Here is a 21,433-nt window from a genome sequence, read left to right as displayed (position 1 = left end):
CAGCGGCGGGTGGCCGAGCTCCGCCGGGCGACGAGCCGGGCCGCCAGGTTGAGCAGCATGATGATCGCGATGAGGGTGAGGGCACCGGTCCAGGCCCGGTCGATGGCGGTCTGGTTGGGGTCGCTCGCCTGCTCCCAGATGAAGGTGGGCAGCGTCCCCTGCGGACCGCCGAACGGGTCGGTGTTGATCGCCTTGGTGAAGCCGATGACGAGCAGGAGCGGGGCCGTCTCGCCCATGACGCGGGCGACGGCGAGCATCACGCCGGTGAGGATGCCCGTCATGGCCGTCGGCAGGACGACGAACAGGACCGTCCGCCACCGGGGCACGCCGAGCGCGTAGGACGCCTCGCGCAGGTCGTTCGGGACGAGCTTGAGCATCTCCTCCGTCGCCCGCACCACCGTCGGGATCATGAGGATGGCCAGCGCCAGCGATCCCGCGAACCCCGAGCCCTCCTTGGAGATGCCGAGCGTCAGCATCCACAGCGCGAGCACGAACAGGCCGGCGACGACCGAGGGGATGCCGGTCATCACGTCCACGAAGAAGCTGATCGTCTTGGACAGCCACCGGCCGCCGCCGTACTCGACCAGGTAGATGGCGGTCAGCACGGCGATCGGGACCGCGATCACACTGGTGATCGCCACCTGCTCCAGCGTGCCGATGATCGCGTGGTAGGCGCCGCCGCCGCTGTCCCGGCCGCTCACCCCGTTCATGGAGTGGCTGAAGAAGCTGCCGCTCATCGACGTCACGCCGTTGCTGACAACGGTCCAAAGAACCGACAGCAAAGGGATGACCGCGAGCGCGAACGCCAGGTACACCAGGCCCTGGACGAACCGGTCGGTGATCTTGCGTCCGGCCGAGACCGGGGCGAGCGACGCACCGGGCGGCGGGGCCGCCGTCGGGGGGGTGTCGATTGCGGAAGTCACACGAACTCCTTGCGCCGCGCGACGACCGCGCGCGCCGCCATGTTGACGACCAGGGTGATCAGGAACAGGACGAGGCCGGAGGCGATCAGCGCGCCGCGCCCGGTGACGCCGGCCTCGGCGAAGCTGTTGGCGATGTTGGCGGCGAACGTCGAGCCGCCGTTCTCCAGGAGGTGGATGTTGATGCCGGGCACGAACGTCAGCACCATCGCGACGGCGATCGTCTCGCCCATGGCCCGGCCGAGGCCGAGCATCGAGGCGCCGATCATGCCGGACCTGCCGTAGGGCAGCACCGACAGCCGGATCATCTCCCAGCGGGTCGCGCCGAGCGCGAGCGCGGCCTCCACGTTGGCCTGCGGCACCTGGAGGAACACCTCGCGGGAGATGGACGAGATGATCGGCAGGATCATGATCGCCAGCACCACCGAGGCGGTGAAGATCGAGTTCTTTCCCGGGCTGTCGCCGCCGAAGATCGGGATCCAGCCGAGCGCGCCGTTGAGGAACGAGCTGATCCCCTCCATGTGCTTGGAGAGGAAGGCCAGGCCCCACAGGCCGTACACGATGCTGGGGACGGCGGCGAGCAGGTCCACGACGTAGCCGAGGCCGGACGCCAGCCGCCGCGGCGAGTAGAACGAGATGAACAGCGCGATCCCGATCGCCACCGGCGTCGCGATCACCATCGCCAGCAGCGACGACACGATCGTCCCGAACGCCAGCTGCGCGATGCCGAACTTCGGCGGCGTCGCGTTGGGGTTCCAGGTCTCGCTCGTCAGGAAGTTGGCCTCGTTGTCCTGGAGCGCCGGGATCGCCTTCCAGACGAGGAAGACGGCGATCGCGGCCATGAGCGCCAGCACCAGGATGCCGGAGCCGCGGGCCGCGGAGACGAAGATCTTGTCTCCGAAGCGCCCGGTGCTCATCCGCAGCCCGGTGGCGCGATGCCTTGCGCCGGCGCTCGCCTCGACGCCGGTCTCGCTGGTCACGGGGGGTCCTCCTCGGTTCGCGTCGGCGGAACCCAGACCGGCCCCGCCACCAAGATCGTCGGCGGCGGGGCTGCTGGGGTCGTCGTCAGATGTCAGGACAGGGCCTTCACGGACGCCTGGACCTTGGTCAGCACGCTGCTCGGCAGCGGCGCGTACCCGAGGCTGGTGAGGATCTTCTGGCCGTCCGCGCTGGAGGTGTAGGTGAGGAAGGACTTGACGAACTTGGACTGCTCGGCCGGCAGGCCCTTCTCGCACGCGACCTCGTAGGTCACCAGGACGATCGGGTAGGCCCCGGCCTCCTTGGTCGTGTAGTCGATCTTCAGCGCGACGTCGTTGCCGGTGCCGACGATCTTGGCGCCGGCGACGGCCTTGGAGGCGCTGTCGGGGGACAGCGCGGTGTACTCGCCGGCGCCGTTCTTGATCTGCGCCGTCTGCAGCTTGTTCTGCGTGGCGTAGGACATCTCGACGTAGGAGATCGCGCCGTCGGTGCTCTTCACCTGGCCGGTGACGCCGTCGGACTTGTTGGCGCCCTGGCCGGTCGGGTTCGGCCACTTCTTGGCCGGCTCCCACTTCCACACGTCGGGCGCGGTGGCCTTCAGGTACTTGGTGAAGTTGTCGGTGGTGCCGGACTCGTCCGCGCGGTAGATCGGCTTGATCGGCGAGGAGGGCAGCTTGGCGCCGGAGTTCTCCTTGGCGATGGCCGGGTCGTTCCAGGTCTTGATCTTCCCTGCGAAGACCCCGGCGACCGTCTCGGGCGACAGCTTCAGGCTGTCGGCGCCCTTGACGTTGTAGACGACGGCCACCGGGCCGACGACCATCGGCAGGTTGAGGGCGTTGGAGCCCTGGCAGCGCTGCTTGGCCGGGCCGGCCTCCTCGGGCTTGAGCGCCGAGTCCGAGCCGGCGAAGGACGCCTGGCCGGAGGTGAACGCCTGGATGCCCGCGCCCGAGCCGCTGGGGTTGTAGTTGAGGTTGGCCCCCGCGCACTTACCCGCGTAGATCTTGGTCCATTCCTCGATCGCGTTCTTCTGGGCGCTGGACCCGGCGGCGTTGACGCTCGCCTTCGCGCAGTCGATATCGCCGGTCGGCGCGCTGCTCGCGCTCGAACCCGACGTGTTGTCGTCGCTGCCGCAGGCGGTCAGGGCCAGCGCCCCCGCGACGACCACACCGCCCAGGGCGGCAAATCGAGAACCGTTCTTCACCGGAGGGTCTCCTCGTTAGTTTCCGTCGGGCAGGTCCCCCGACCGTCACGCTGGCGCGGTTCGACCAGGTGGCGGGGTTGCCGTCGGATGTGACGCTAAGCAGCCGAGGTGACCAGCCACCCCGATCCAGGTGAACGACGGATGAACTGAGATCGGCAGGGCTAAGAAGAATGCCCCGATTTGCCATGTCCACAGGGTTAACACCGCAGCTCACGGCCACCAAACTGGCGTAGATTCACGGCCGTGAGGGTTTACCACGCCGGGGACAGGGGAATTCGGGTCCCGTCCCAGGTCACCCCGGCGATCGGGGGCCTGAGCGGACCGTTCCGCCGGGCGCCTGCCAAGAACCCTGTCAGAGCCCTCCCAGGGGCCCGTCCAGGAGCCCGTTCCAGGACGGTCAGCGGCCCTCGGTTCCGTACATGACATCGACGGCGTGGCGGGTGAAACCGAGCGACTCGTACAGCCGGACGGCCGCGGTGTTCGACCCGTCCACGTAGAGCATGATCTGGTCGAGGCCGAGGCCGCGCAGATGGTGCAGGCCGGCGAGGGTGAGCGCGCGGCCGAGCCCGAGGCCCTGGGCGTCCGGGTCGACGCCCACGACGTAGACCTCGCCGATGCCGCCGGGATGCACCTTCGTCCAGTGGAACCCGGCGAGACGGCCGTCCCGCTCGGCGAGGAAGAAGCCCGCCGGATCGAACCAGTCCTCCGCCTCGCGCGCCCGGACGTCGTCGATCGTCCAGGCTCCCTGCTCGGGGTGGTCGGCGAACGCGCGCCCGTTCACCTCAAGCCAGGACTCCTCGTCCCGTCCGGGCTCGAAGGCACGGATCCGGACGCCCTCGGCGACGGGCGGCTCGGGCAGCGGATCAGCGGCCGGACGGCGCATCTGGAACAGGGCGCGGACGCGGACCATCCCCTCGGCCTCGGCGAGGCGGGCGGCGGCCGGCAGGTCGCCATGCGCCCACACCCGCAGCGGTCCCGCGGCCTTCTCGCGCAACGCCCGCAGGAGAGCGCGCCCGTGGCCGCGCCGCCGATGGTCCGGGTGGACGAACAGCTCCCCCGCCGCGGGCTCCTCGTCCGTCGCGGGGTCAAGGTGGGCGTAGGCGATGACCGCGCCGGCCTCGGAGACCGTCAGCCCGGGCCGTCCGCCCCGCAGGGCGAGCACGGCATGCTCCGACAGCGGCCCCACTCCATCCGCCGCGGCCGCCGCCTCGGCCCCCACCAGCACCTCGGCCACCTCGGACCTCACCCCGCTCATGATCGCCACCCTATGCGGTCGGGGCGCCCGTCCCGCCGCTGACCGAACCGTCACGCAACCGTCATGGAGTCGCCGGTGTCCGTATGCCGCGCTGGCCTACCGTCCACAGAATGACTCGACGACGCACCATCCTGGCCTGCGCCACGGCGGGGCTGACGGTCGTGGGCCTGGCCGCGCAGCCCGCCGCCGCCCGGCCCGCGCCCACCGCGTCCGTGCGGCTCCTCGCGCTGAACGACTTCCACGGCAACCTGGAGCCGCCGACCGGGAGCTCGGGCACCGCGATCGACGAGACCGGCGCCTCCGTCCCGGCGGGCGGCGCCGCCTACGTCGCGGCGCACCTCAAGCGGCTCGCCGGCCGGCACACCCTGACGGTCGCGCAGGGCGACCTGATCGGCGCCTCGCCGCTGATCTCCGCCGCCTACCACGACGAGCCGTCCGTCCAGTTCCTCGGGGACGTGGGCGTCACCGCCTCCGCGGTCGGCAACCACGAGTTCGACGAGGGCTACCGGGAGCTGCAGCGCATCCAGAACGGCGGCTGCCACCCCACCGACGGCTGCTCGCCCGCCGGCAGGTGGAGGGGCGCGAAGTTCGACTACCTCGCCGCCAACGTGCTGCTGGAGAAGCGGAACAAGCCGATCCTCAAGCCGTGGACGATCCGCCGGGTCAACGGCGTCAAGGTCGGCTTCATCGGCGTCGTCACCAAGACCACCCCGAACATCGTCACCGCCGACGGCATCAAGGGCCTGCGCTTCGACGACGAGGTCGCCGCCGCGAACCGGGCCGCCCGCGAGCTGAAGCGGCGCGGCGTCCGGGCGATGGTGCTGCTCGTCCACGAGGGCGACTCGGTCAAGGCCGGATCGCGGCCCGACGAGTGCGGCACCGTCCCCGGCGCCGGCACCCGCATCGCGAAGGACGCCGACCCCGAGATCGACGCCGTCCTGTCCGGGCACACCCACCAGCAGTACGTCTGCTCGGTGCAGGACCCGAAGGGACAGCCGCGCCTGTACTCCTCGGGCTCCTCCTTCGGCCGCGTCATCACGCAGGTCGACTTCCAGGTGAACAAGCGCACCGGCGACGTCGTCCGCTCGTCCCTCAAGGGCGACAACCACGTCGTGACGCGCGACGTGCCGCCGGACCCGGCGACCGCGAAGTTCGTCCAGACCTGGAAGGACCGCGTCTCGGCCATCGCCGACAAGCCCATCGGCAAGATCACCGCGGACCTCACCCGCGCCCCGTCCCCCGCCGGCGAGACCGCCCTCGGCGACGTCATCGCCGACGCGCAGCTCGCGTCGATGAAGGCCAAGGGCGCGCAGGTCGCGGTGATGAACCCCGGCGGCGTCCGCGCCGACCTCGTCTACCGGACGAGCGGCTCCGAGGGCGACGGCGTGGTGACCTACGGCGAGGCGTTCCAGGTCCAGCCGTTCAGCAACGTGATGGGCGTGACCTCGCTGACCGGCGCGCAGATCGACGCGCTCCTGGAGCAGCAGTGGACCCCGGCGGGCGAGAAGATCCTTCAGCCCTCCGCCAACCTCCACTTCACCATCGACCGCTCCAGGCCGGTCGGCGACCGCGTCTCGGCCATCACGATCGACGGCGCGCCGGTCGACCCGTCCGCCACCTACAAGGTCGCGGCGAACAACTTCCTGCTCGGCGGCGGTGACGGCTTCTCCACCTTCACCCAAGGCAAGGACCAGGTCCTCGGCCCGATCGACCTGGACGGCTTCGTCGCCTACTTCGCCGCCCAGTCCACCATCGCGCCCCCGCCCCTGACCCGCATCTCAGCCAAGTAGCCCGACCCCCAACGGCCCGCCGATTCCCCGGATCGGCCGGCCGTTGGGCCGGGGCTAGGCGCCGAAGAAGTGGACGAGGGCGTAGACGACGGCGGCCACGGCGGCGGCGGCCGGCATCGTGAGGATCCACGCGAGGACGATGTTGCCCGCCATCCCCCAGCGCACCGCCGCCAGCCGCTTGGTCGCGCCGACGCCCATGATGGCCGAGGTGATCGTGTGGGTGGTGGAAATTGGAGCGTGCCAGAAAAAGGCGGTGACGTAGAGGACGAGCGAGGCCGTCGCCTCGGCGGCGAAGCCCTTCGGGGGGTCGACCTCGATGACCTTGCGGCCGAGCGTGCGCATGATGCGCCAGCCGCCGGCGTAGGTGCCGAGCGACAGCGCGCCGGCGCAGGCGACGATCACCCAGGTCGGGACCGACGTGCCGTCGGAGTGGCCCGTGGTGACCAGCGCGAGGACGATGATGCCCATCGTCTTCTGGGCGTCCTGCAGGCCGTGCCCCAGCGCGAGGGACGCGGCCGACATCGTCTGCGCGATGCGGAAGCGGCGGCCGACCCGGCCCGGGTGGGACCGGCGGAAGATCCACAGGATCGCCACCATCACCAGGTAGGCCAGCACGAAGCCGACCACCGGCGAGACCACCATCGGCACCGCGACCTTGTCGACGACGCTGGTCCAGTTGATGGACGAGGACGAGGCCAGGCCCGCGCCGACGACCCCGCCGATCAGGGCGTGCGAGGACGAGGACGGCAACCCGAAGTACCAGGTGATCAGGTTCCAGGTGATCGCGCCCAGCACCCCGGCGGCGATCACCGTCAGGCCGTGCAGGCCGTCCGGCGGGGTGATGACCTCGCTGACGGTCTTGGCGACCTCCACGCCCAGCAGCGCGCCGAGCATGTTCATCACGGCGGCCATCAGCAGCGCCACGCGCGGCGTCAGCGCCCGGGTCGACACGGCCGTGGCGATGGCGTTGGCCGCGTCGTGGAAGCCGTTGGTGTAGTCGAAGACCAGGGCGATCACGACGACCAGGACGAGCACCGCCGCCTGCGCGTCGGCCCGCAGCCCGACCGCGCCCGCCAGCATGACCAGGAAGATCCCGGCCAGCAACAGGAGCCAGGCCCGGCCCGTCACGCGGTGCGTGGCCTGCTCGCCGAGGGTGGCCTCGACTCCCGCCGTGGGTTCCCGGACGAGCGTCGGGCCCGGATCCCCCGGCGTGCTCATGATTCCTTGACCGCGATCGTCTCGACGGTGTGCGCGACGTGCTCGAAGGCGTCGGCCGCGTCTTCCAGCCGGTCGATGATCTGCTTCATCTTCATCACCGTGAGCGGGTCGTACTCGCCGCTGAACAGGTGCGCCAGCAGCTTGCGGTAGACCTGGTCGCCCTGGTTCTCCAGCCGGTTGATCTCGATCCAGTACTCGTTGAGCTCCTTCATCGAGCGCAGCCGCGGCATGGCGTCGGCGGTGAGCTCGGCGGCGCGTTCCAGCACCTCCACCATGTGGACGATGCCCTTGGGGAACTCGTCGATCTTGTAGAGGACGACGAGGTCCGCGGCCTCCTCCATCTCGTCCATCACGTCGTCGATCGTCGAGGCGAGCCGGTAGATGTCCTCCCGGTCGAAGGGCGTGATGAACGTTTCGTTCAGACGGCGCATGATCGCGTGAGTGCATTCGTCGCCCGCGTGTTCGCAGGCGCGCATCTTCTCCGCGATAGCTGGCCTATCGGCGCCGTCGCTGATGAGCTCCACGAGCAGCCTGGCGCCGGTGACCAGGTTGTTCGCCGAGTCGGCGAACATGTCGTAGAAGCTGTCCTCACGCGGCGTGAGACGCAAGCGCACGTCGTTCTCCTGAAGTGCCGGAACAGTCCGCAGAGGATCGTAGGCGCAACCAGCCGTAAAAAGAACCTTTGCCCTAGCTTCGGCTAGTGTCCGCCATCCTCTCATCTACAAGATTGCCCTGGATCACCAGGTACATGCCCCCGCTACAGCCCCCTATCTGCGGCGATGGACCGTATTCTCGGACCGGAGAGGTCGGTCCTACGGAGAGTGACGGCGAACGTGAGTGAGATTCGTTACAACGTCCCGGAGGGCGGCCACGGGCACTGTTCGGGCGCCGTCGATCGGGAGGTGGGACGGATCGCGGGTGCCGGCGGTGCGGGCAGGCCGCGGTCGCCCCGAACGCGAACCGGGGACGCCCGTGATCGGCGTCCCCGGTGCCCTGCTGCTGCGGGCTTCGGCTAGTCCTGTGGCGTCAGCTCGCGACGACCGGCTTCGCCGGAACGCACTCCGAGCACCATGTCGATCTCCGCGACGGTCAGCGGCCGTTCGGCCGACGCCACCGCGCTGAGCATCTCGGCATAGAGTTCGATCTCGTCCAGCGCAACACGGTCGTGGACGCGCAGGTCGAGATACTGGCGCACGGCGTCCACCTCCGTTCGTTCCCCACACCCAGGCCGAGGCTACGCGTTCCGGCCCGGCGGGCACATGACACAAGAGGACCATTCGAGGGCCACTCTCATCCCTGGTCTTCCCGGGTGAGGGGGTGATGATGCCGCCGTCCCGCCCCTCATGGGACGGCCGGACGGGTCAGCCGCCCGGACGGAAGTCGCCGAGCATCTGCTCCAGCGCCGATTCGGGCAGGTCGCGGTCCGTCAGCCGGGCCACGGTGGCCGCGTTGACGTCGACGCCCGCCAGCCGCGCGGCCTGCCGCGCCACCGTCTGCTCGAACAGGGCCCGGACGGTCCGGGCGTAGGCGAACCGCGGGTCCTCGCGCATCCTCCCGAAGCGGGCCAGCAACTCGACGCGCAGTTCCTCGTCCAGCATGTAGAGATCGCGCTCGGCGTAGCCCTGGAAGAGCTGGACCATATCGCGTTCGCTCATCCCGGCGAACTCCACGACGCGGCCGAACTCGCGCCGGAACGCGGGATTGCCCGCCAGAAAGCCCTCCATCTCGGGCCCCACGCTCGAACAGATCACCATGAAGCGGGCGCCGCGCTCGTGCATGCTGCGCAGCAGCTCGCGCACCACGTCCGGGCTCCGGTCGAGCCGGTACGCCTCCTGGATCAGCAGCACGCCGCCGAGCGCCTGGTCGACCATGCTCGCGACCCGGCTCTCGGTGTCGACCTGGTCGCGCCCGGCCAGGTGCACCGGGCGGCACGCCACCACGTGCCCCGACTCCAGCAGCCCGAGCGCCGCGTAGATGCCGCCGATCAGCCCGGCCACGGTCGTCTTGCCCGTGCCGGGCGGCCCCGTGAAGATCAGGTGCCGGCCCTCGTCCGCGGCCACCCCGTACCGCGCGCGGTCCGCCGCGAGCCCGGCCTCCTCCGCCAGCTCCCGGACGGTCGCCTTCACCTCCTCCAGCCCCATGAGCTGGTCGAGCTGCCGCAGGTAGCCGTCGATGTCGCCCGGCGGGCGCAGCGCCGGCTCGATGCCCTCGGCGACGCCCGACAGGTCGTCCGGGGTCAGCACGAGCCGGTCGCGGGACGCGCCGGCGCGCTCCAGATGCCGCTGGCACGCCTGGTCGAGGTAGGTCTCGACCAGGCGCGCGTTGACCAGGTCGCCGGGCCCCCGCAGCCGCTCCAGGTCCGCGCGGACGAACTCCAGCGCCGCGGCGCCGATCGTGACGCGCCGCTCGTCCGCCAGCAGGTGCAGCAGCGTCATCCGGTTGTCGAGATCGGTCAGGTCGGGCATCCGGTGGACGCGGAACACCTGGACGAGCTTCGGATGGTCCTGCAGAAGCCGCTTGTACGCCCGGGGCTCGCACGTCGCGATCAGCGGGGTCGTGTTGACCGGGTCGCGGCGCGCCCGCCGCACGGCCCCGGTGACCGCCACCGGGTCGAGCGCGCCGGTGACCGCCACGTCCAGCCGCTCGAACAGGATCGCCGGGCCGGGCTGCGCCAGCACCTGCGACATCCGCTCGGCCGGCGCGTCCCGGACGTCCTCGGCGTCGTGCGCGCGGATCGCGCCGTCGCCCAGCCCCGCGTCCGCGAGCGTCAGGGCGATCATCCGGGCCAGGCGGCGCTGCCCCGAGTGCGGGTCCCCGACCAGCAGCACGCCGGGCACCCCGGCGCGGATCGAGCTCGGCGCCCCGTCCACCCGGGTCTCCTCGGCGCCCGCCCCCGCCGGTGCGTTCCACTCCACGACCTGCGCGTGCAGCTCGTCCAGCAGCGCGCCCGCGTCGTGCTCGCCGGAGACGAAGCCGATGCCGAACCGCTCCAGGGTCTGCCGCTGGCTGCGGTCCTCCGGCGGCGGGATCTCGTGGACGGGCCGCTCCGGCGACGGGGTGTCGTCCAGGAAGTCGAAGCCGCCGACCATCGTCTCGGACATGACCTGCGTCCCCGGCCCCGGGGGACCACCGGACGCGGCGTCGCCGCCCAGGTCGTCCGGCCCCAGCACGCGGGTACCGGGCGGACCGCCCTGCGGCGCCGGTGGAACGGGCTGGCCGGGCTGCATCATCGCGGCGCCCTGCGGGGCACCCGCCGGGTCTTCCACGCGGGTGGCGTAGGGGTCGAACGCGGCAGGCGCCTGGTGAGGTTGCGGCGGCGGCTGTTGCTGCGGTTGCGGCTGTTGCAGCGGCTGCTGGTTGGGGTCGGCGGGCGGTGGGCCGCCGGGCATGGCCTGCGGACCGGGAGCACCGGGCACCCCGGCCCCCGGCGGGAGCCCTTGCGCGGGAGGGCCGGCGCCCGGCCGCTGATAGCCGAGCTGGGTGTAAGGCGGCGCGAAGACGTCGTCCTGCTTCTCCTCCTCCGGAGAGAGGCCGCCCGGCTGCGGCTCCGGCGGGTTGTAAGACGGCTGCGCCTGGCCGGGAGCCGCGTAAGGGTTCTGCGGGCCCTGATCAGGCGCCGGATAGGATGGCTGCGGCTGGTCCGGCACGCCGTACGGGGACGGGCTCTGCTCAGGCGTCCCGTAGGGGGACGGGGGTTGCGCAGCGGGCATACCGAACGCGGCTGCAGCGCCCTGCTGAGCAGCGGCCCCCTGATCCGGCATCGGACCGGGCGGGCCCTGCGGGCTGTGCATCGGGTTGGGAACCGCGTTCGCCATCGGGTTCGGGACGGCGTTCGGCATGGGGGGCGCGGCGCCGGGGCGCTGGAAGCCCAGCTCCGTGTACGGCGGCGCGACGTTCCCCTCGTCCTTGTCCTCCTCGGCGGGCACCTGACCGCCCAGCGCCGGGTCCGGAGGCGCGAACGCGGCCTGCTGCCCGGCGTGCGGCATCTGGCCGGGCATCTGGTTGTGCATCTGCCCCGCCGGTCCTGGCGCGTTCTCCCAGCCGGGCTGGGCAGGCGGCTGGACGAACGGCCGGTCGGGTTCGGCGGACATCCCCTGGGGCTGCGGGAACGCACCGGGCGCGAGACCGGGCTGGCTCTGCATCCCGAACGGGGACGCCTGAGGGGGAGCCGGATTCGGCGGTGGCGTGTGCGTCGGGGTGGCGGCCGTGGCGCGCGCGCGGTTGCGTCCGATGATCCCGGCGATGATCGCGGTCGGGACGGGGAAGCCGCGGGGGCGCGCGGGCATGCCTCCGAGGCGGCACCAGGCCAGGTCCACCTCGTACATCGCGGCGAGGAGCGTCTCGGCTCCCGGTCCCGATCCGGCGGCCGACCGCAGGGGCTCCGGCAGGCGCATGTCGATCGGCCACAGCCGACGCAGCGGATGGCCCTTCTGCTCGGACACCGCCTGCACCGTGTAGCGGATCTCCGGATCCAGCCAGGGGACGATCGAGCCCGCCATGTCCTTGCGGACCACGTCCAGATCGGCGGCGAGCAGCGCGGCGGCCACCAGGCGCGGCTCGACGTAGGCGGGGTCGGCGGGGTCGCCGGACAGGTCGGCGATGGCCTCGCTCAGCGTGTAGAACGCGTGCCGGAAGTTGTCGCCGGGCGAGCTCTCGTTCCGCAGCGCGGGCACCAGGTTGGGCGGGCAGCGCGTCAGCCACTGCTGGACGAGTGCCTGGTCGCCGTAGGGCAGCGCCCCATAGTCGACGGTCGGGTTGCTGAGCGTGCTGCCGAGGATGGCGAGAAGCGCGTCCGCCCGGATCTGGAACCGGGGGTCGTCGCGAAGGGCGCTGGCGACGGCCCACATCGTCCGGAGCACGACCACCGCCGCGTCCACCCTGCTGGCGCGCAGGCGCTCCGAGTAGAGCCCGACGAGCGTCTCCAGCGCGGGCGGCGTGAGCCAGCGCGGGCCGTCCACGTCCGGGAGGGGCTTGGCGCGGTACGGCTTCCAGAGGTCGAGCATCTGCGCGTCGAGCCGCGCGTCGAACGCCGGCGCGGACGCGCACCACAGCATCACGCCCCAGGCGACCGCCACGGTGGACGGCGTCTCCTGCGTGAACTGCGACCACCAGTGCGGGTACTCCGGCGCGGGCAGCGCGGCGGCGGACTCCACGGTCGCGCGGACCTGCGCGGTCAGGTCGGTGGCGAAACCATGCCCGACGAACGGAAGCCCGGAGGGCGGGTCGAACGAGAAGTCGGGACCCGCGGGGACGACGTGCGGCGGCAACGCGGGCACCTGCCCCGCGTTCTGCGCGGGCCGGGCGGCTATCCGGACGGCGGGCGTGCGGGGCGGCGGGCACAGGTACCACTGCCCGTCGGACGGGTGCAGCCGATACCAGCGGGCCCACGCGCCGAACAGCCACCACGTTCCGTCGGGCAGCACGAGCATGCGTCCGCCGATGGCGTGCTGGCGCTGCTGTGGAGGCGCCGACGGCCACCATGCGGCGGCCACCATCGCCCTCGTGTCGCGCTCCGCCTCCGCGAACGGATCCTGCCCCATCTGGGGGCTGGGCGGCTGAGCACTGCCATAGCCCGGTCCCCACACCACGTTGGTCATGGTAGTCAGACGAGGGCCCCCTGGGCTCCCCTCACCGCCGCCGAAGACCCGTCCTCGCAGGTCAGAGGACTATCAATCGTCTGAGCCGAGCACGGTCCCGCTCAGTCCCAGACGGCGTCGCGGTGCTGGCGCGCCTTCGCCATGTACACCGTCGGCGTGTGCTCCAGCACCAGGCGATCGTCGTCCCGGAGCTCCCGGACGACCTTCCCCGGCGTCCCGGCCACGAGGACCCCGGACGGGATCTTCTTCCCCGGCGGCACCAGCGCGCCCGCCGCGATCAGAGTCCCCGAGCCGATGCGCGCACCGTTCAGGACGATCGCGCCGATCCCGATCAGCGAGCCCGTCTCCACATGAGCGCCGTGCACCATCGCCTTGTGGCCGAGGCTGACGCGGTCCTCCAGGACGGCGGGCATCCCCGGGTCGGAGTGCAGGCAGCCGAGATCCTGGATGTTGCACTCGTCACCGACCACGATGTCCTCGTCCTCGCCGCGCAGCACCGAGCCGTACCAGACGCTGGACGCGCGCCCCACCCTCACCCGGCCGACGACGACCGCGCCCGGCGCGATCCACGCCTCGGGATGGATCTCCGGCCGGACCTCACCCAACGAACCCACGTAGCTCATGCGACCGAGCCTAGAACCCGCCCGGCGCGTCTCCGGCGGGCGGGTGGTCCGATCCGCTACCCTCCGTCCGCACGCCGGCACACCTCGATCCGACGACACGACGCTCAGCTGAGCGCGAATTCTCCGCAAATTGGATAGTTTGTCGGACCTACCCAGGTTAAGAAACGGCAGCGAGAAGAGCGTTCCGGTTGCGCGAATGGGGTGGACCGGACAAGAGTCGAACCTGACGTTTCTAATGTGGGCCCGCTCACAGGCGCGTGAGGATCACAACCGACCCTGACGGGGTGATGACCCCCGCCAACGACCCCCCAAGGCATCATGAGCAACGAAGCCGAAATCCTGCCGAACCTCCTCCAAGAAGAGTCCTTCGAGATCGTCATGCGCGGCTACAACCGCCGCCAGGTCGACGATTACATCGCCCGCGCCCAGCAGAAGCACCGCGAGCTTGAGGCGCGGCTCGCCCGGGCCCAGGACGACGCCGAGCGCATCCGCCGCGAGATGGCCGAGGTCCGGGAGGCGCGCAAGCCCACCGGCGACGACCTGAGCGACCGGCTCCGCCAGATCATCAACCTCGCCGAGGACGAGGCCCGCGACAAGCTCGCCGAGGCCGAGGCCAAGGGCGCCGAGATCCGCAAGGACGCCGAGCAGGAGTCCAAGCGGATCGTGGACGACGCCCGGGGCCACGCCGACAAGAACCTCGCCCAGGCCCAGGAGAAGGCCGAGCACGTGCTCGCCTCGGCCAAGAAGGAGTCCGACAGCGTCCTGTCGGCCGCCAAGCAGGAGGCCGAGCAGACGGTGACCGGCGCCCGGCTGGAGGCCGAGCGCACCCTCACCGCGTCCGAGCGCCGCGCCAGCGTGATCAACGAGGGCGCGACGCAGCGGCTGACCTCGCTCACCAAGAACCACACCCAGGCACTGCAGCGCCTCACCGAGATCAGTGAGACCCTGCACCGGCTGCTGACCGCCGAGAACGAGGCGGGCCCGCTGGAGAAGATGGTCGAGGACGCCGTCCGGCAGGCCCCGCCGCGCAAGCAGCCCCCGCCGGCGCAGCCCGCCCCGGCCTCCTCGTCCACCGCGACCGGCGCCAAGCCCGTCCCGGCGGTCGCCAAGCCGACCCCGGCCGCATCCGCGCCACCGAGCGCCCCGTCCATCAAGAAGCCCGAGCCGGAGCCGAGCGCGCCCGACTCCCCGTCGCCCGCGGTCCCGCCGCAGGCCAAGGCCCCACGTCCGGTTCCGGTGGACGACTCCGACGACGGACCCAGCACGTCGAGCCCGTCCGCGCAATCCGGCCCCGCCAGCCCGAGCACCGGGCTCGGCCCGTCCAGCGGCCCGTCCACCGGTCCGATCCCACGCTGAATTTATTGCAGTGCCCTTGGCGTCAGGCGCTAGCGCGCCTTCCTTCGGCGGGCACTGCGGCGATCGCTGCATCGCTCCGGCTCGCCTAGCGGCTCGCTGCGCGATCAGGTTCTCGCTTCGCTCGAACCTGGCTTCGCACGCGATCGCAACGCCGAGGTCGTTGACGCTTGCGGCAACTACCATCGCAGCTCATTGCAGCGACCTCGGCGTCTGGCGCTAGAACGCCTGACGCCGAGGTCACTGCGGCGGGCGCTGGACTAGGATTTCGGGGTGAGCAAGAAGACGGCTGCGCGCGACGAGCGCAGGGGCGAGCGGCGCGGGACCTCCCGCCCGATCAGGCTCCTCGGCGACCCCGTCCTGCGCACCGGGTGCGACCCGGTGCGGACCTTCGACGCCTCGCTGGAACGCCTGATCGACGACATGTTCGCCACCATGTACGACGAGGACGGCGCCGGCGTGGCCGCCAACCAGGTCGGCGTCGGCCTGCGGGCGTTCGTGTACGACTGCAATGACGACCAGGACCGCAGGCACGTCGGACACGTGATCAACCCGGTGCTGGTGGCCGCCGACGGCGAACTGCTGGTCGCGCCCGAGGGCTGCCTGTCCGTCCCGGGCCTGAACTTCCCGACCCCGCGCCGCGCCCGCGCCGTCGTCGAGGGCGTGGACGTCAAGGGCAGGCCCGTCCGCGTGGAGGGCACCGGCTACTTCGCCCGCTGCCTCCAGCACGAGTGCGGCCACCTGAACGGCGACGTCTACATCGACGTCCTCTCCGGTGACACGCGCCGCGAGGCGATGCGCGCCATCCGCGCCCTCGGCCGCTGACCTGCCCCCGGGCACCGGCCTCTGACGCGGCGCTCGGCCGATTCTCGGCGTGCGTTCAGGATGCTTCCAGGTTCGGATGGGAATCTCTTCTGATGATGGGGGAGGGGACCGTGTCATTGGCTGAACGGACGCCGCACGTCGGCAGGACCGCCGAGGCGACGCTGCTCGTCGTCGAGGACGAGCCGAACATCCTGGAGTTGCTCGCCGGGAGCCTGCGCTTCACCGGCTTCGAGGTGCTCACCGCCACCAACGGCGCCGACGCCGTGCGGGCCGCGCGGCGGCACCGGCCCGACCTGATCGTCCTGGACGTGATGCTGCCCGACATCGACGGGTTCGACGTCGCGCGGCGCCTGCGGTCCGGCGGCGACCACACGCCGGTGCTGTTCCTGACGGCGCGGGACGCGGTGCAGGACCGCATCAAGGGGCTGACGATCGGCGGCGACGACTACGTCACCAAGCCGTTCAGCCTGGAGGAGGTCATCGCCCGCATCCGGGCCGTCCTGCGGCGGTTCCAGGGCGGGGTGTCCGAGCCGCCGCCGCGGATGGTGTTCGCGGACATCGAGTTGGACGAGGACAGCCACGAGGTGTGGCGGAACGGCAAGGCGATCCAGCTGTCGCCGACCGAGTTCAAGCTGCTGCGCTACTTCATGGCCAACGCGGGACGGGTGCTGTCCAAGGCCCAGATCCTCGACCACGTGTGGAACTACGACTTCCGGGGCGACGCGGGGATCGTCGAGTCGTACGTGTCCGCGCTGCGCCGCAAGGTCGACAACGCCGAGCCGCGGCTCATCCACACGCTGCGCGGCGTCGGCTACGTCCTGCGCGAGCCCCCGGCATCGGGCTGATGGCCGCGGCCTGGCGGTCCGCGCCCCCGTGGAGCCGGGTGCCGCTGCGGGTCAAGCTGGTGGCCGCCATGCTCGTCCTGGTCACCCTCGGGATGGCGCTGATGGGCGCCGCCGGGGTCTCGGTGCTGCGGTCGTACCTGGTCGGACGCGCCGACGACCAGCTGCGCGCCTCGGTGCACCGGACGGTGCTGGCGGTGATCCCGCAACTGGACCAGCCCCGGATCAGCGTGCGCTACCCGAGCGACATGTACCTGCAGATCCGCGACGGTTCGGGCCGTCCGATCAACCAGGACGCCCCGCAGCTCGTGCCCGGCTCCCCCCGGCTCCCGGCGAACCTGAACAACCGGCTGAACCGGCCGTTCACGGTGTCGGGCAGCGGCGGGTCCGGCACGTCCTGGCGCGTGTTCGCCGAGCCGATCCCGGGCGGCGGCGTCCTCCTGCTCGCTCTCAGCTTGGACGAGATCGACCGCACCGTCGGGCGGCTCATCGCCATCGACGTGATCGTGGGCCTGCTGGTCCTCGCGGTCCTGGTCGTCCTCGGCGTGTGGGTCGTCCGGGCGAGCCTGCGCCCGCTGTCGGCCATCGAGACGACCGCCGGGGCGATCGCCGCCGGGGACCTGTCTCGCCGCGTGCCCGAGGGCGATCCGGCGACCGAGGTCGGACGGCTCGGCCGCTCCCTGAACGCCATGCTCGCGCAGATCGAGGCGGCGTTCGGCGCCCGCGCCGAGTCGGAGGCCGCGGCCCGCCGGTCGGAGGAGACGGCGCTGCGCTCGGAGGAGCGCATGCGCCGGTTCGTCGCCGACGCGAGCCACGAGTTGCGCACGCCGCTGACCGCCATCCGCGGCTTCGCCGAGTACTACCGGCAGGGCGCCGCCCGCACCCCCGAGGAGAGCGGACGGCTGCTCGGCCGCATCGAGGAGACCGCGTCCCGGATGGGCCTGCTGGTCGAGGACCTCCTGCTGCTCGCCCGGCTCGACCGGCAGCGCCCGATCGAGCGGCGGCCCGTGGACCTGCTCGCCGTCGCCGCCGACTCCGTCCAGGAGGCCAGGGTCCTCGCACCGGACCGTGAGATCGACCTGTCCGTCGAAGGCGGGACGGCGTACCAGGTGCGGGGGGACGAGCCGCGCCTGCGGCAGGTGTTCGGCAACCTGCTGAGCAACGCGATCGCGCACACCCCGGGCGGGACGCCGGTCGAGGTCCGGCTGTCCCCCGGCACGCTCCGAGGCGCCCCGGCCGCGGTCGCCGAGGTCGCCGACGAGGGCCCCGGCCTCTCCCCTGAGCAGGCGGAACGCGTCTTCGAGCGCTTCTACCGCGCCGACGAGTCCCGCTCCCGCGAGGACGGCGGCACCGGCCTCGGCCTCGCGATCGTCGCCGCCCTGGTCGCCGCGCACGACGGCCTGGTCGAGGCCGACTCCACGCCCGGCGAGGGCGCCGTGTTCCGGGTCGTCCTGCCCCTCGACACCGAGTGAACTCCCTGGACGCCTCCAGGATCCGTTCAGGTCCGTGGGCTTGTATGTGAGGCACAGGGCGCCGCCTGACCCCGACGGGGGCCGGGGGTGTGCGCCCTGGCCAACTTTCCCGGCACCGTGGCCGAGGGGGGCGCACGCCCCCTCGGCCACGGTTTTTCATGCCGGACGGGCGTTCAGCACACTTTCAGGTTCGGTCCAGGCGGGATGCAGGCCCGGGACGCAAGCTCATGGGTGAGGAAGACGATAAGGGGATCACATGAGCGCCGACCGTTCCGAGCCACAGCAGCCCTGGCAACCGCGACCGTACGAGCCACAGCGACCGGATTTCGTCCCGCCGCCTGGCCAGCCGTGGGCGAACAACCCGACAGGCCAGACGAACCCGGACGGAATGTTCGGCCCGCCCATGCCGCCCGGCCCGCCCATGCCACCTGGCCCGCCCATGCCGTCCGCGGGCGCTCCGGGCCCGTTCCGCTCGGGCCGGATGTGGACGGCGCGGCGGAAGATCGTCGCCGCGGGCGCCGCCCTGGCGTTGGCGGTCGGGGCCGGTGGCGTGGGAGCGTCCGTGGCGATGGCCCTGGCCAGTGACAACACCGTCTACTCCAGCCCGACGGCCGTCTCCGGCGCCTCGGCCAAGGGCGCGACCGCCCAGGTCGCCGCGGCCGTCCAGCCGAGCGTGGTGTCGATCCAGACCCGGCAGCGGCAGGGCACCGGCGGCGGCTCGGGCGTCGTCCTGCGCTCGGACGGCCTGATCATGACGAACGCGCACGTGGTCTCCGGCGCCGACCAGATCTCGGTGAAGCTCAGCGACGGCAGGACGGCGCCGGCACGGGTGCTCGGCGCCGACACCGCGAACGACATCGCCGTGATCAAGGCGGAGGGGGTGACCGGCCTCAAGCCCGCCACGCTCGGCAACAGCGGCGCCCTGGCCGTGGGCGACCAGGTCCTCGCCGTGGGCAGCCCGCTGGGCCTGGACGGCTCGGTGACCTCGGGCATCGTCAGCGCGCTGGGCCGCGAGATCAAGGAGGGCGACTCGGGCGGCGACCAGCAGCTCCCGCCCGGCCTGCGCGAGCAGCTGTCCCAGCAGCAGCAGACGGTCATCAAGAACGCCATCCAGACCGATGCCGCCATCAACCCGGGCAACTCCGGAGGCGCCCTGGTCAACGCGGCGGGCCAGGTCATCGGCGTCAACACCGCCATCGCCACCTCGGGCGGCTCGGGCAACATCGGCGTCGGCTTCGCCATCCCGTCCAACCAGGCGAAGAAGGCCGCCGACAAGATCATCAAGAGCGCCTCTGTCTGACCGGGGGCGGCCGTCCGCCATGCTCTGGGGGGAGCGGGCGGCTGGGCGGCGCCTCCGGTGCAGGGGGTCTTTCCCGGGCCGGGGAGGACCTCGTGAGCGGCCGCGTATCCCCTCGGGGGCACGCGGCCGCTTCACGCCGGAACGGCCAGGCGGCGCTTGCGCACCTTGGCCAGCATCTTGCGGGTCGTGAACATGTAGTACTCGCGCGGCAGGGTCCGCACCCGCAGCGGGAGCCGCGGATACACCACCGCCAGCGCCCCGACGAGCAGCCGGAACCGCCGCTCCCGCGCCGCGTCCCACCGCCACCCGTACTGCTCGCGGATGGGCGCCGGCATCAGCCCGGCCGTGATCAGCCGGATCGCCATCAGCCCGGGCGCCGCCGCGCGACCTCCCGGCAGCCGCGGATGCAGCACCTGCTCCGCGATGGCCCGCGACGCGTCCGTGATCTCCAGGCTCTGGATCATGCCCGCGTAGTACTCCCGGAACAGCGGATAGTCCCGCGGCATCCGCTCCTCCGGGCACCCGAGGATCGTCGCGTAGATCTTCGCCTGCTGGTAGAACTCCTCCAGCTCCGCCTCGTCGAGCGTCCGCCGGAACAGCAGCTGGTAGAACTGCGCCCCCACCGCGAACAGCGTGGCCGCGACCCACACCTGAAGCTCGGGATCGTTCGCCTCGTACCCGGGCCCGGTGACCTTGTCGTGCCCCTTCCGGACGAGGGCGCTGAAGGTCTCGGCCTCCTCCCGCGTCCCGAACTGCACCGCGTAGAGCCACCCCATGGTGTTGCGCAGGCGCCGCAGCGGGTCCTCCGCCGTGTAGCTGTGGTCGTAGACGCCCTGGGCGACCTTGGGATGCGCGGTCTGGAGCAGGGACGCGGCCCCGCCCGCCGCGATGAGGGCACCCTCGCGCGTGATGACGCGGATGAGGTCGTCGTCCTGGAACAGTCCATCGGTCATGCCGACCAGTGTAAGTAACCACTTGCATCGTCCACCACCCCCGGCACGTAAAGCCGACGACATGCTCAGCGCCGGACGGGGATAATCAAGGGCATGTCCGACCAGATCCACGTGCGCGGCTCGATCTCCATCCCGGAGACCGAGCTCAACTGGCGCTTCTCCCGCTCCTCGGGCCCGGGCGGACAGCACGTCAACACCAGCGCGACCGCCGCCGAACTGTCCTTCGACGTCGCCGCCTCCCCCTCGCTCCCCGAGCCCTTCAAGTCGCACGCCCTGGAACGCCTGTCGGGACGCCTCGTCCGCGGCGTCCTGACCATCCGCGCCGAGGAGTACCGCTCCCAACTCCGCAACCGCGACGCCGCCCGCGCGCGCTTGGCCGCGCTCCTAGCCGAGGCCACCGCCCCGCCACCCAAGAAGCGCATCCCCAAGAAGATCCCCCGCGGCCTCAACGAACGCCGCCTGGAGAACAAGAAGCGCCGCTCCGCCGTCAAGCGCCAACGCTCCCACCGCTGGGACTAGCGAACGTCCCCGGAAACAACCGGTGCTTCAAAAGCCGATCCACGTGTTCGGCCGCCGCCCCCACGTCCCCGCAGGGATGCAGATATCGCCGGCCTTCGCAGTAGGCCCACGTCCCCCCGGGAACGGCTCGCACGCTCAGCACGACCCCCACGTCCTCGACTCCACGGGCATAGACCCAAAGCAGGGGCACCGTGAATCCCGCCATCCGGTAGAGCCGGATGAACCGCCACCCTTTCGGCTCTAGCGCCCCAACAAGCGCGTCCAGACTCCGGACCGCCGTCGCCCGCCCTCTGCGCGTCCGCCACCACAGCAAGCAGCGCCTCACGCCCCGACACCCCACTTGATGGCCGCGCACACCCACTTGCCCGCCGGCCAGGTGGCATCCACCCAGCGCCGCGCGCTCAGCTTCTCCACGATGGACAGCCCCCGCCCACCGTTGTCGTCGAAGTGCTCCTCACGCAGATCCAAGGTCTCCAGCGACAAGTCGACGTGCCGCGCCACCGGCCGCGCTGCGCTCCCGTCCCACACCGCGAGCACGACCTCACCGTCCCCGAGCCCGACATAAACCTTGATCACCCCCCGCCGCC

The 21,433-nt window shown here is 71.7% G+C and carries 18 protein-coding genes; 7 read left to right on the top strand and 11 right to left on the bottom strand.

All coding sequences use genetic code 11. The features are described 5' to 3' along the window. From pstA to mshD, 4 genes are all read right to left on the bottom strand, one after another. A partial coding sequence (pstA, locus tag E1298_RS26655) for a phosphate ABC transporter permease PstA (protein WP_243725832.1) occupies positions 1 to 923 on the bottom strand: 923 nt, incomplete at its 3' end. Beyond that, the gene (gene pstC / locus E1298_RS26650; RefSeq protein WP_243725831.1) at positions 920 to 1,900 is read right to left on the bottom strand and encodes a phosphate ABC transporter permease subunit PstC; all 981 of its coding nucleotides are present in this window, start codon (positions 1,898 to 1,900) and stop codon (positions 920 to 922) included. The genes pstC and pstA, both read right to left, overlap by 4 nt. Positions 1,901 to 1,992: 92 nt before the next feature. Then, complete coding sequence (pstS, locus tag E1298_RS26645; RefSeq protein ID WP_131897932.1) at positions 1,993 to 3,099, bottom strand: phosphate ABC transporter substrate-binding protein PstS; 1,107 nt, start codon at positions 3,097 to 3,099, stop codon at positions 1,993 to 1,995. A 397-nt stretch (positions 3,100 to 3,496) separates the two neighbouring features. Then, a complete protein-coding gene (mshD, locus tag E1298_RS26640; protein ID WP_131897930.1) occupies positions 3,497 to 4,354 on the bottom strand; it encodes a mycothiol synthase in 858 nt (285 codons plus the stop codon). 110 nt (positions 4,355 to 4,464) lie between these two features. Here mshD and E1298_RS26635 point away from each other — a divergent pair, with 110 nt between their 5' ends. Further along, positions 4,465 to 6,144: a bifunctional metallophosphatase/5'-nucleotidase gene (locus tag E1298_RS26635; RefSeq protein ID WP_131897928.1), complete on the top strand. Its 1,680-nt coding sequence runs from the start codon at positions 4,465 to 4,467 to the stop codon at positions 6,142 to 6,144. A 54-nt stretch (positions 6,145 to 6,198) separates the two neighbouring features. Here the strand turns inward: E1298_RS26635 and E1298_RS26630 are convergent, their stop codons facing one another. The 5 genes from E1298_RS26630 to E1298_RS26610 form a co-directional block, all read right to left on the bottom strand. Next, on the bottom strand, positions 6,199 to 7,362 hold the full coding sequence (locus E1298_RS26630) for an inorganic phosphate transporter (RefSeq protein ID WP_481726139.1): 1,164 nt from the start codon (positions 7,360 to 7,362) through the stop codon (positions 6,199 to 6,201). Next, positions 7,359 to 7,976 carry a DUF47 domain-containing protein gene (locus E1298_RS26625; RefSeq protein ID WP_131897926.1) on the bottom strand — a complete coding sequence of 206 codons (618 nt, stop codon included), beginning with the start codon at positions 7,974 to 7,976 and terminating at the stop codon, positions 7,359 to 7,361. The genes E1298_RS26630 and E1298_RS26625 overlap by 4 nt, the downstream gene beginning before the upstream one ends. A gap of 398 nt (positions 7,977 to 8,374) precedes the next feature. Beyond that, complete coding sequence (locus E1298_RS26620; RefSeq protein ID WP_131897924.1) at positions 8,375 to 8,557, bottom strand: hypothetical protein; 183 nt, start codon at positions 8,555 to 8,557, stop codon at positions 8,375 to 8,377. Positions 8,558 to 8,723: 166 nt separating this feature from the next. Continuing rightward, the gene (locus tag E1298_RS26615; protein WP_131897922.1) at positions 8,724 to 12,959 is read right to left on the bottom strand and encodes an AAA family ATPase; all 4,236 of its coding nucleotides are present in this window, start codon (positions 12,957 to 12,959) and stop codon (positions 8,724 to 8,726) included. Positions 12,960 to 13,060: 101 nt separating this feature from the next. Further along, a complete protein-coding gene (locus E1298_RS26610) occupies positions 13,061 to 13,582 on the bottom strand; it encodes a gamma carbonic anhydrase family protein (protein WP_131897920.1) in 522 nt (173 codons plus the stop codon). A gap of 318 nt (positions 13,583 to 13,900) precedes the next feature. Between E1298_RS26610 and E1298_RS26605 the strand changes: the two genes are divergently transcribed. The 5 genes from E1298_RS26605 (at position 13,901) to E1298_RS26585 (ending at position 19,374) form a co-directional block, all read left to right on the top strand. Continuing rightward, the gene (locus E1298_RS26605; RefSeq protein WP_131897918.1) at positions 13,901 to 14,938 is read left to right on the top strand and encodes a DivIVA domain-containing protein; all 1,038 of its coding nucleotides are present in this window, start codon (positions 13,901 to 13,903) and stop codon (positions 14,936 to 14,938) included. A 270-nt stretch (positions 14,939 to 15,208) separates the two neighbouring features. Then, positions 15,209 to 15,760 carry a peptide deformylase gene (def, locus tag E1298_RS26600; protein WP_131897916.1) on the top strand — a complete coding sequence of 184 codons (552 nt, stop codon included), beginning with the start codon at positions 15,209 to 15,211 and terminating at the stop codon, positions 15,758 to 15,760. Between the two features lie 110 nt (positions 15,761 to 15,870). Next, the gene (locus E1298_RS26595; protein ID WP_243725830.1) at positions 15,871 to 16,605 is read left to right on the top strand and encodes a response regulator transcription factor; all 735 of its coding nucleotides are present in this window, start codon (positions 15,871 to 15,873) and stop codon (positions 16,603 to 16,605) included. After that, positions 16,605 to 18,074, top strand: a complete 1,470-nt coding sequence (locus tag E1298_RS26590) for a sensor histidine kinase (protein WP_131897912.1) — start codon at positions 16,605 to 16,607, stop codon at positions 18,072 to 18,074. The genes E1298_RS26595 and E1298_RS26590 overlap by 1 nt, the downstream gene beginning before the upstream one ends. A 256-nt stretch (positions 18,075 to 18,330) precedes the next feature. Further along, on the top strand, positions 18,331 to 19,374 hold the full coding sequence (locus tag E1298_RS26585; protein WP_243725829.1) for a S1C family serine protease: 1,044 nt from the start codon (positions 18,331 to 18,333) through the stop codon (positions 19,372 to 19,374). Between the two features lie 131 nt (positions 19,375 to 19,505). On the opposite strand, the gene E1298_RS26580 is transcribed toward E1298_RS26585, so the two are convergent. Continuing rightward, on the bottom strand, positions 19,506 to 20,327 hold the full coding sequence (locus E1298_RS26580) for an oxygenase MpaB family protein (protein WP_131897910.1): 822 nt from the start codon (positions 20,325 to 20,327) through the stop codon (positions 19,506 to 19,508). Positions 20,328 to 20,420: 93 nt separating this feature from the next. Between E1298_RS26580 and arfB the strand changes: the two genes are divergently transcribed. Then, a complete protein-coding gene (gene arfB / locus E1298_RS26575; RefSeq protein WP_131897908.1) occupies positions 20,421 to 20,846 on the top strand; it encodes an alternative ribosome rescue aminoacyl-tRNA hydrolase ArfB in 426 nt (141 codons plus the stop codon). Between the two features lie 321 nt (positions 20,847 to 21,167). Here arfB and E1298_RS26570 read toward each other — a convergent pair. Then, on the bottom strand, positions 21,168 to 21,433 hold a 266-nt coding region (locus E1298_RS26570), incomplete at its 5' end, for an ATP-binding protein (RefSeq protein WP_424923142.1).

Origin of the sequence: Actinomadura rubrisoli (assembly GCF_004349215.1) — a bacterium.
Classification (GTDB): domain Bacteria; phylum Actinomycetota; class Actinomycetes; order Streptosporangiales; family Streptosporangiaceae; genus Spirillospora; species Spirillospora rubrisoli.
The sequence above is the reverse complement of the archived record's forward strand: the minus strand, read 5'-3'. Positions and strand labels throughout refer to the sequence as shown.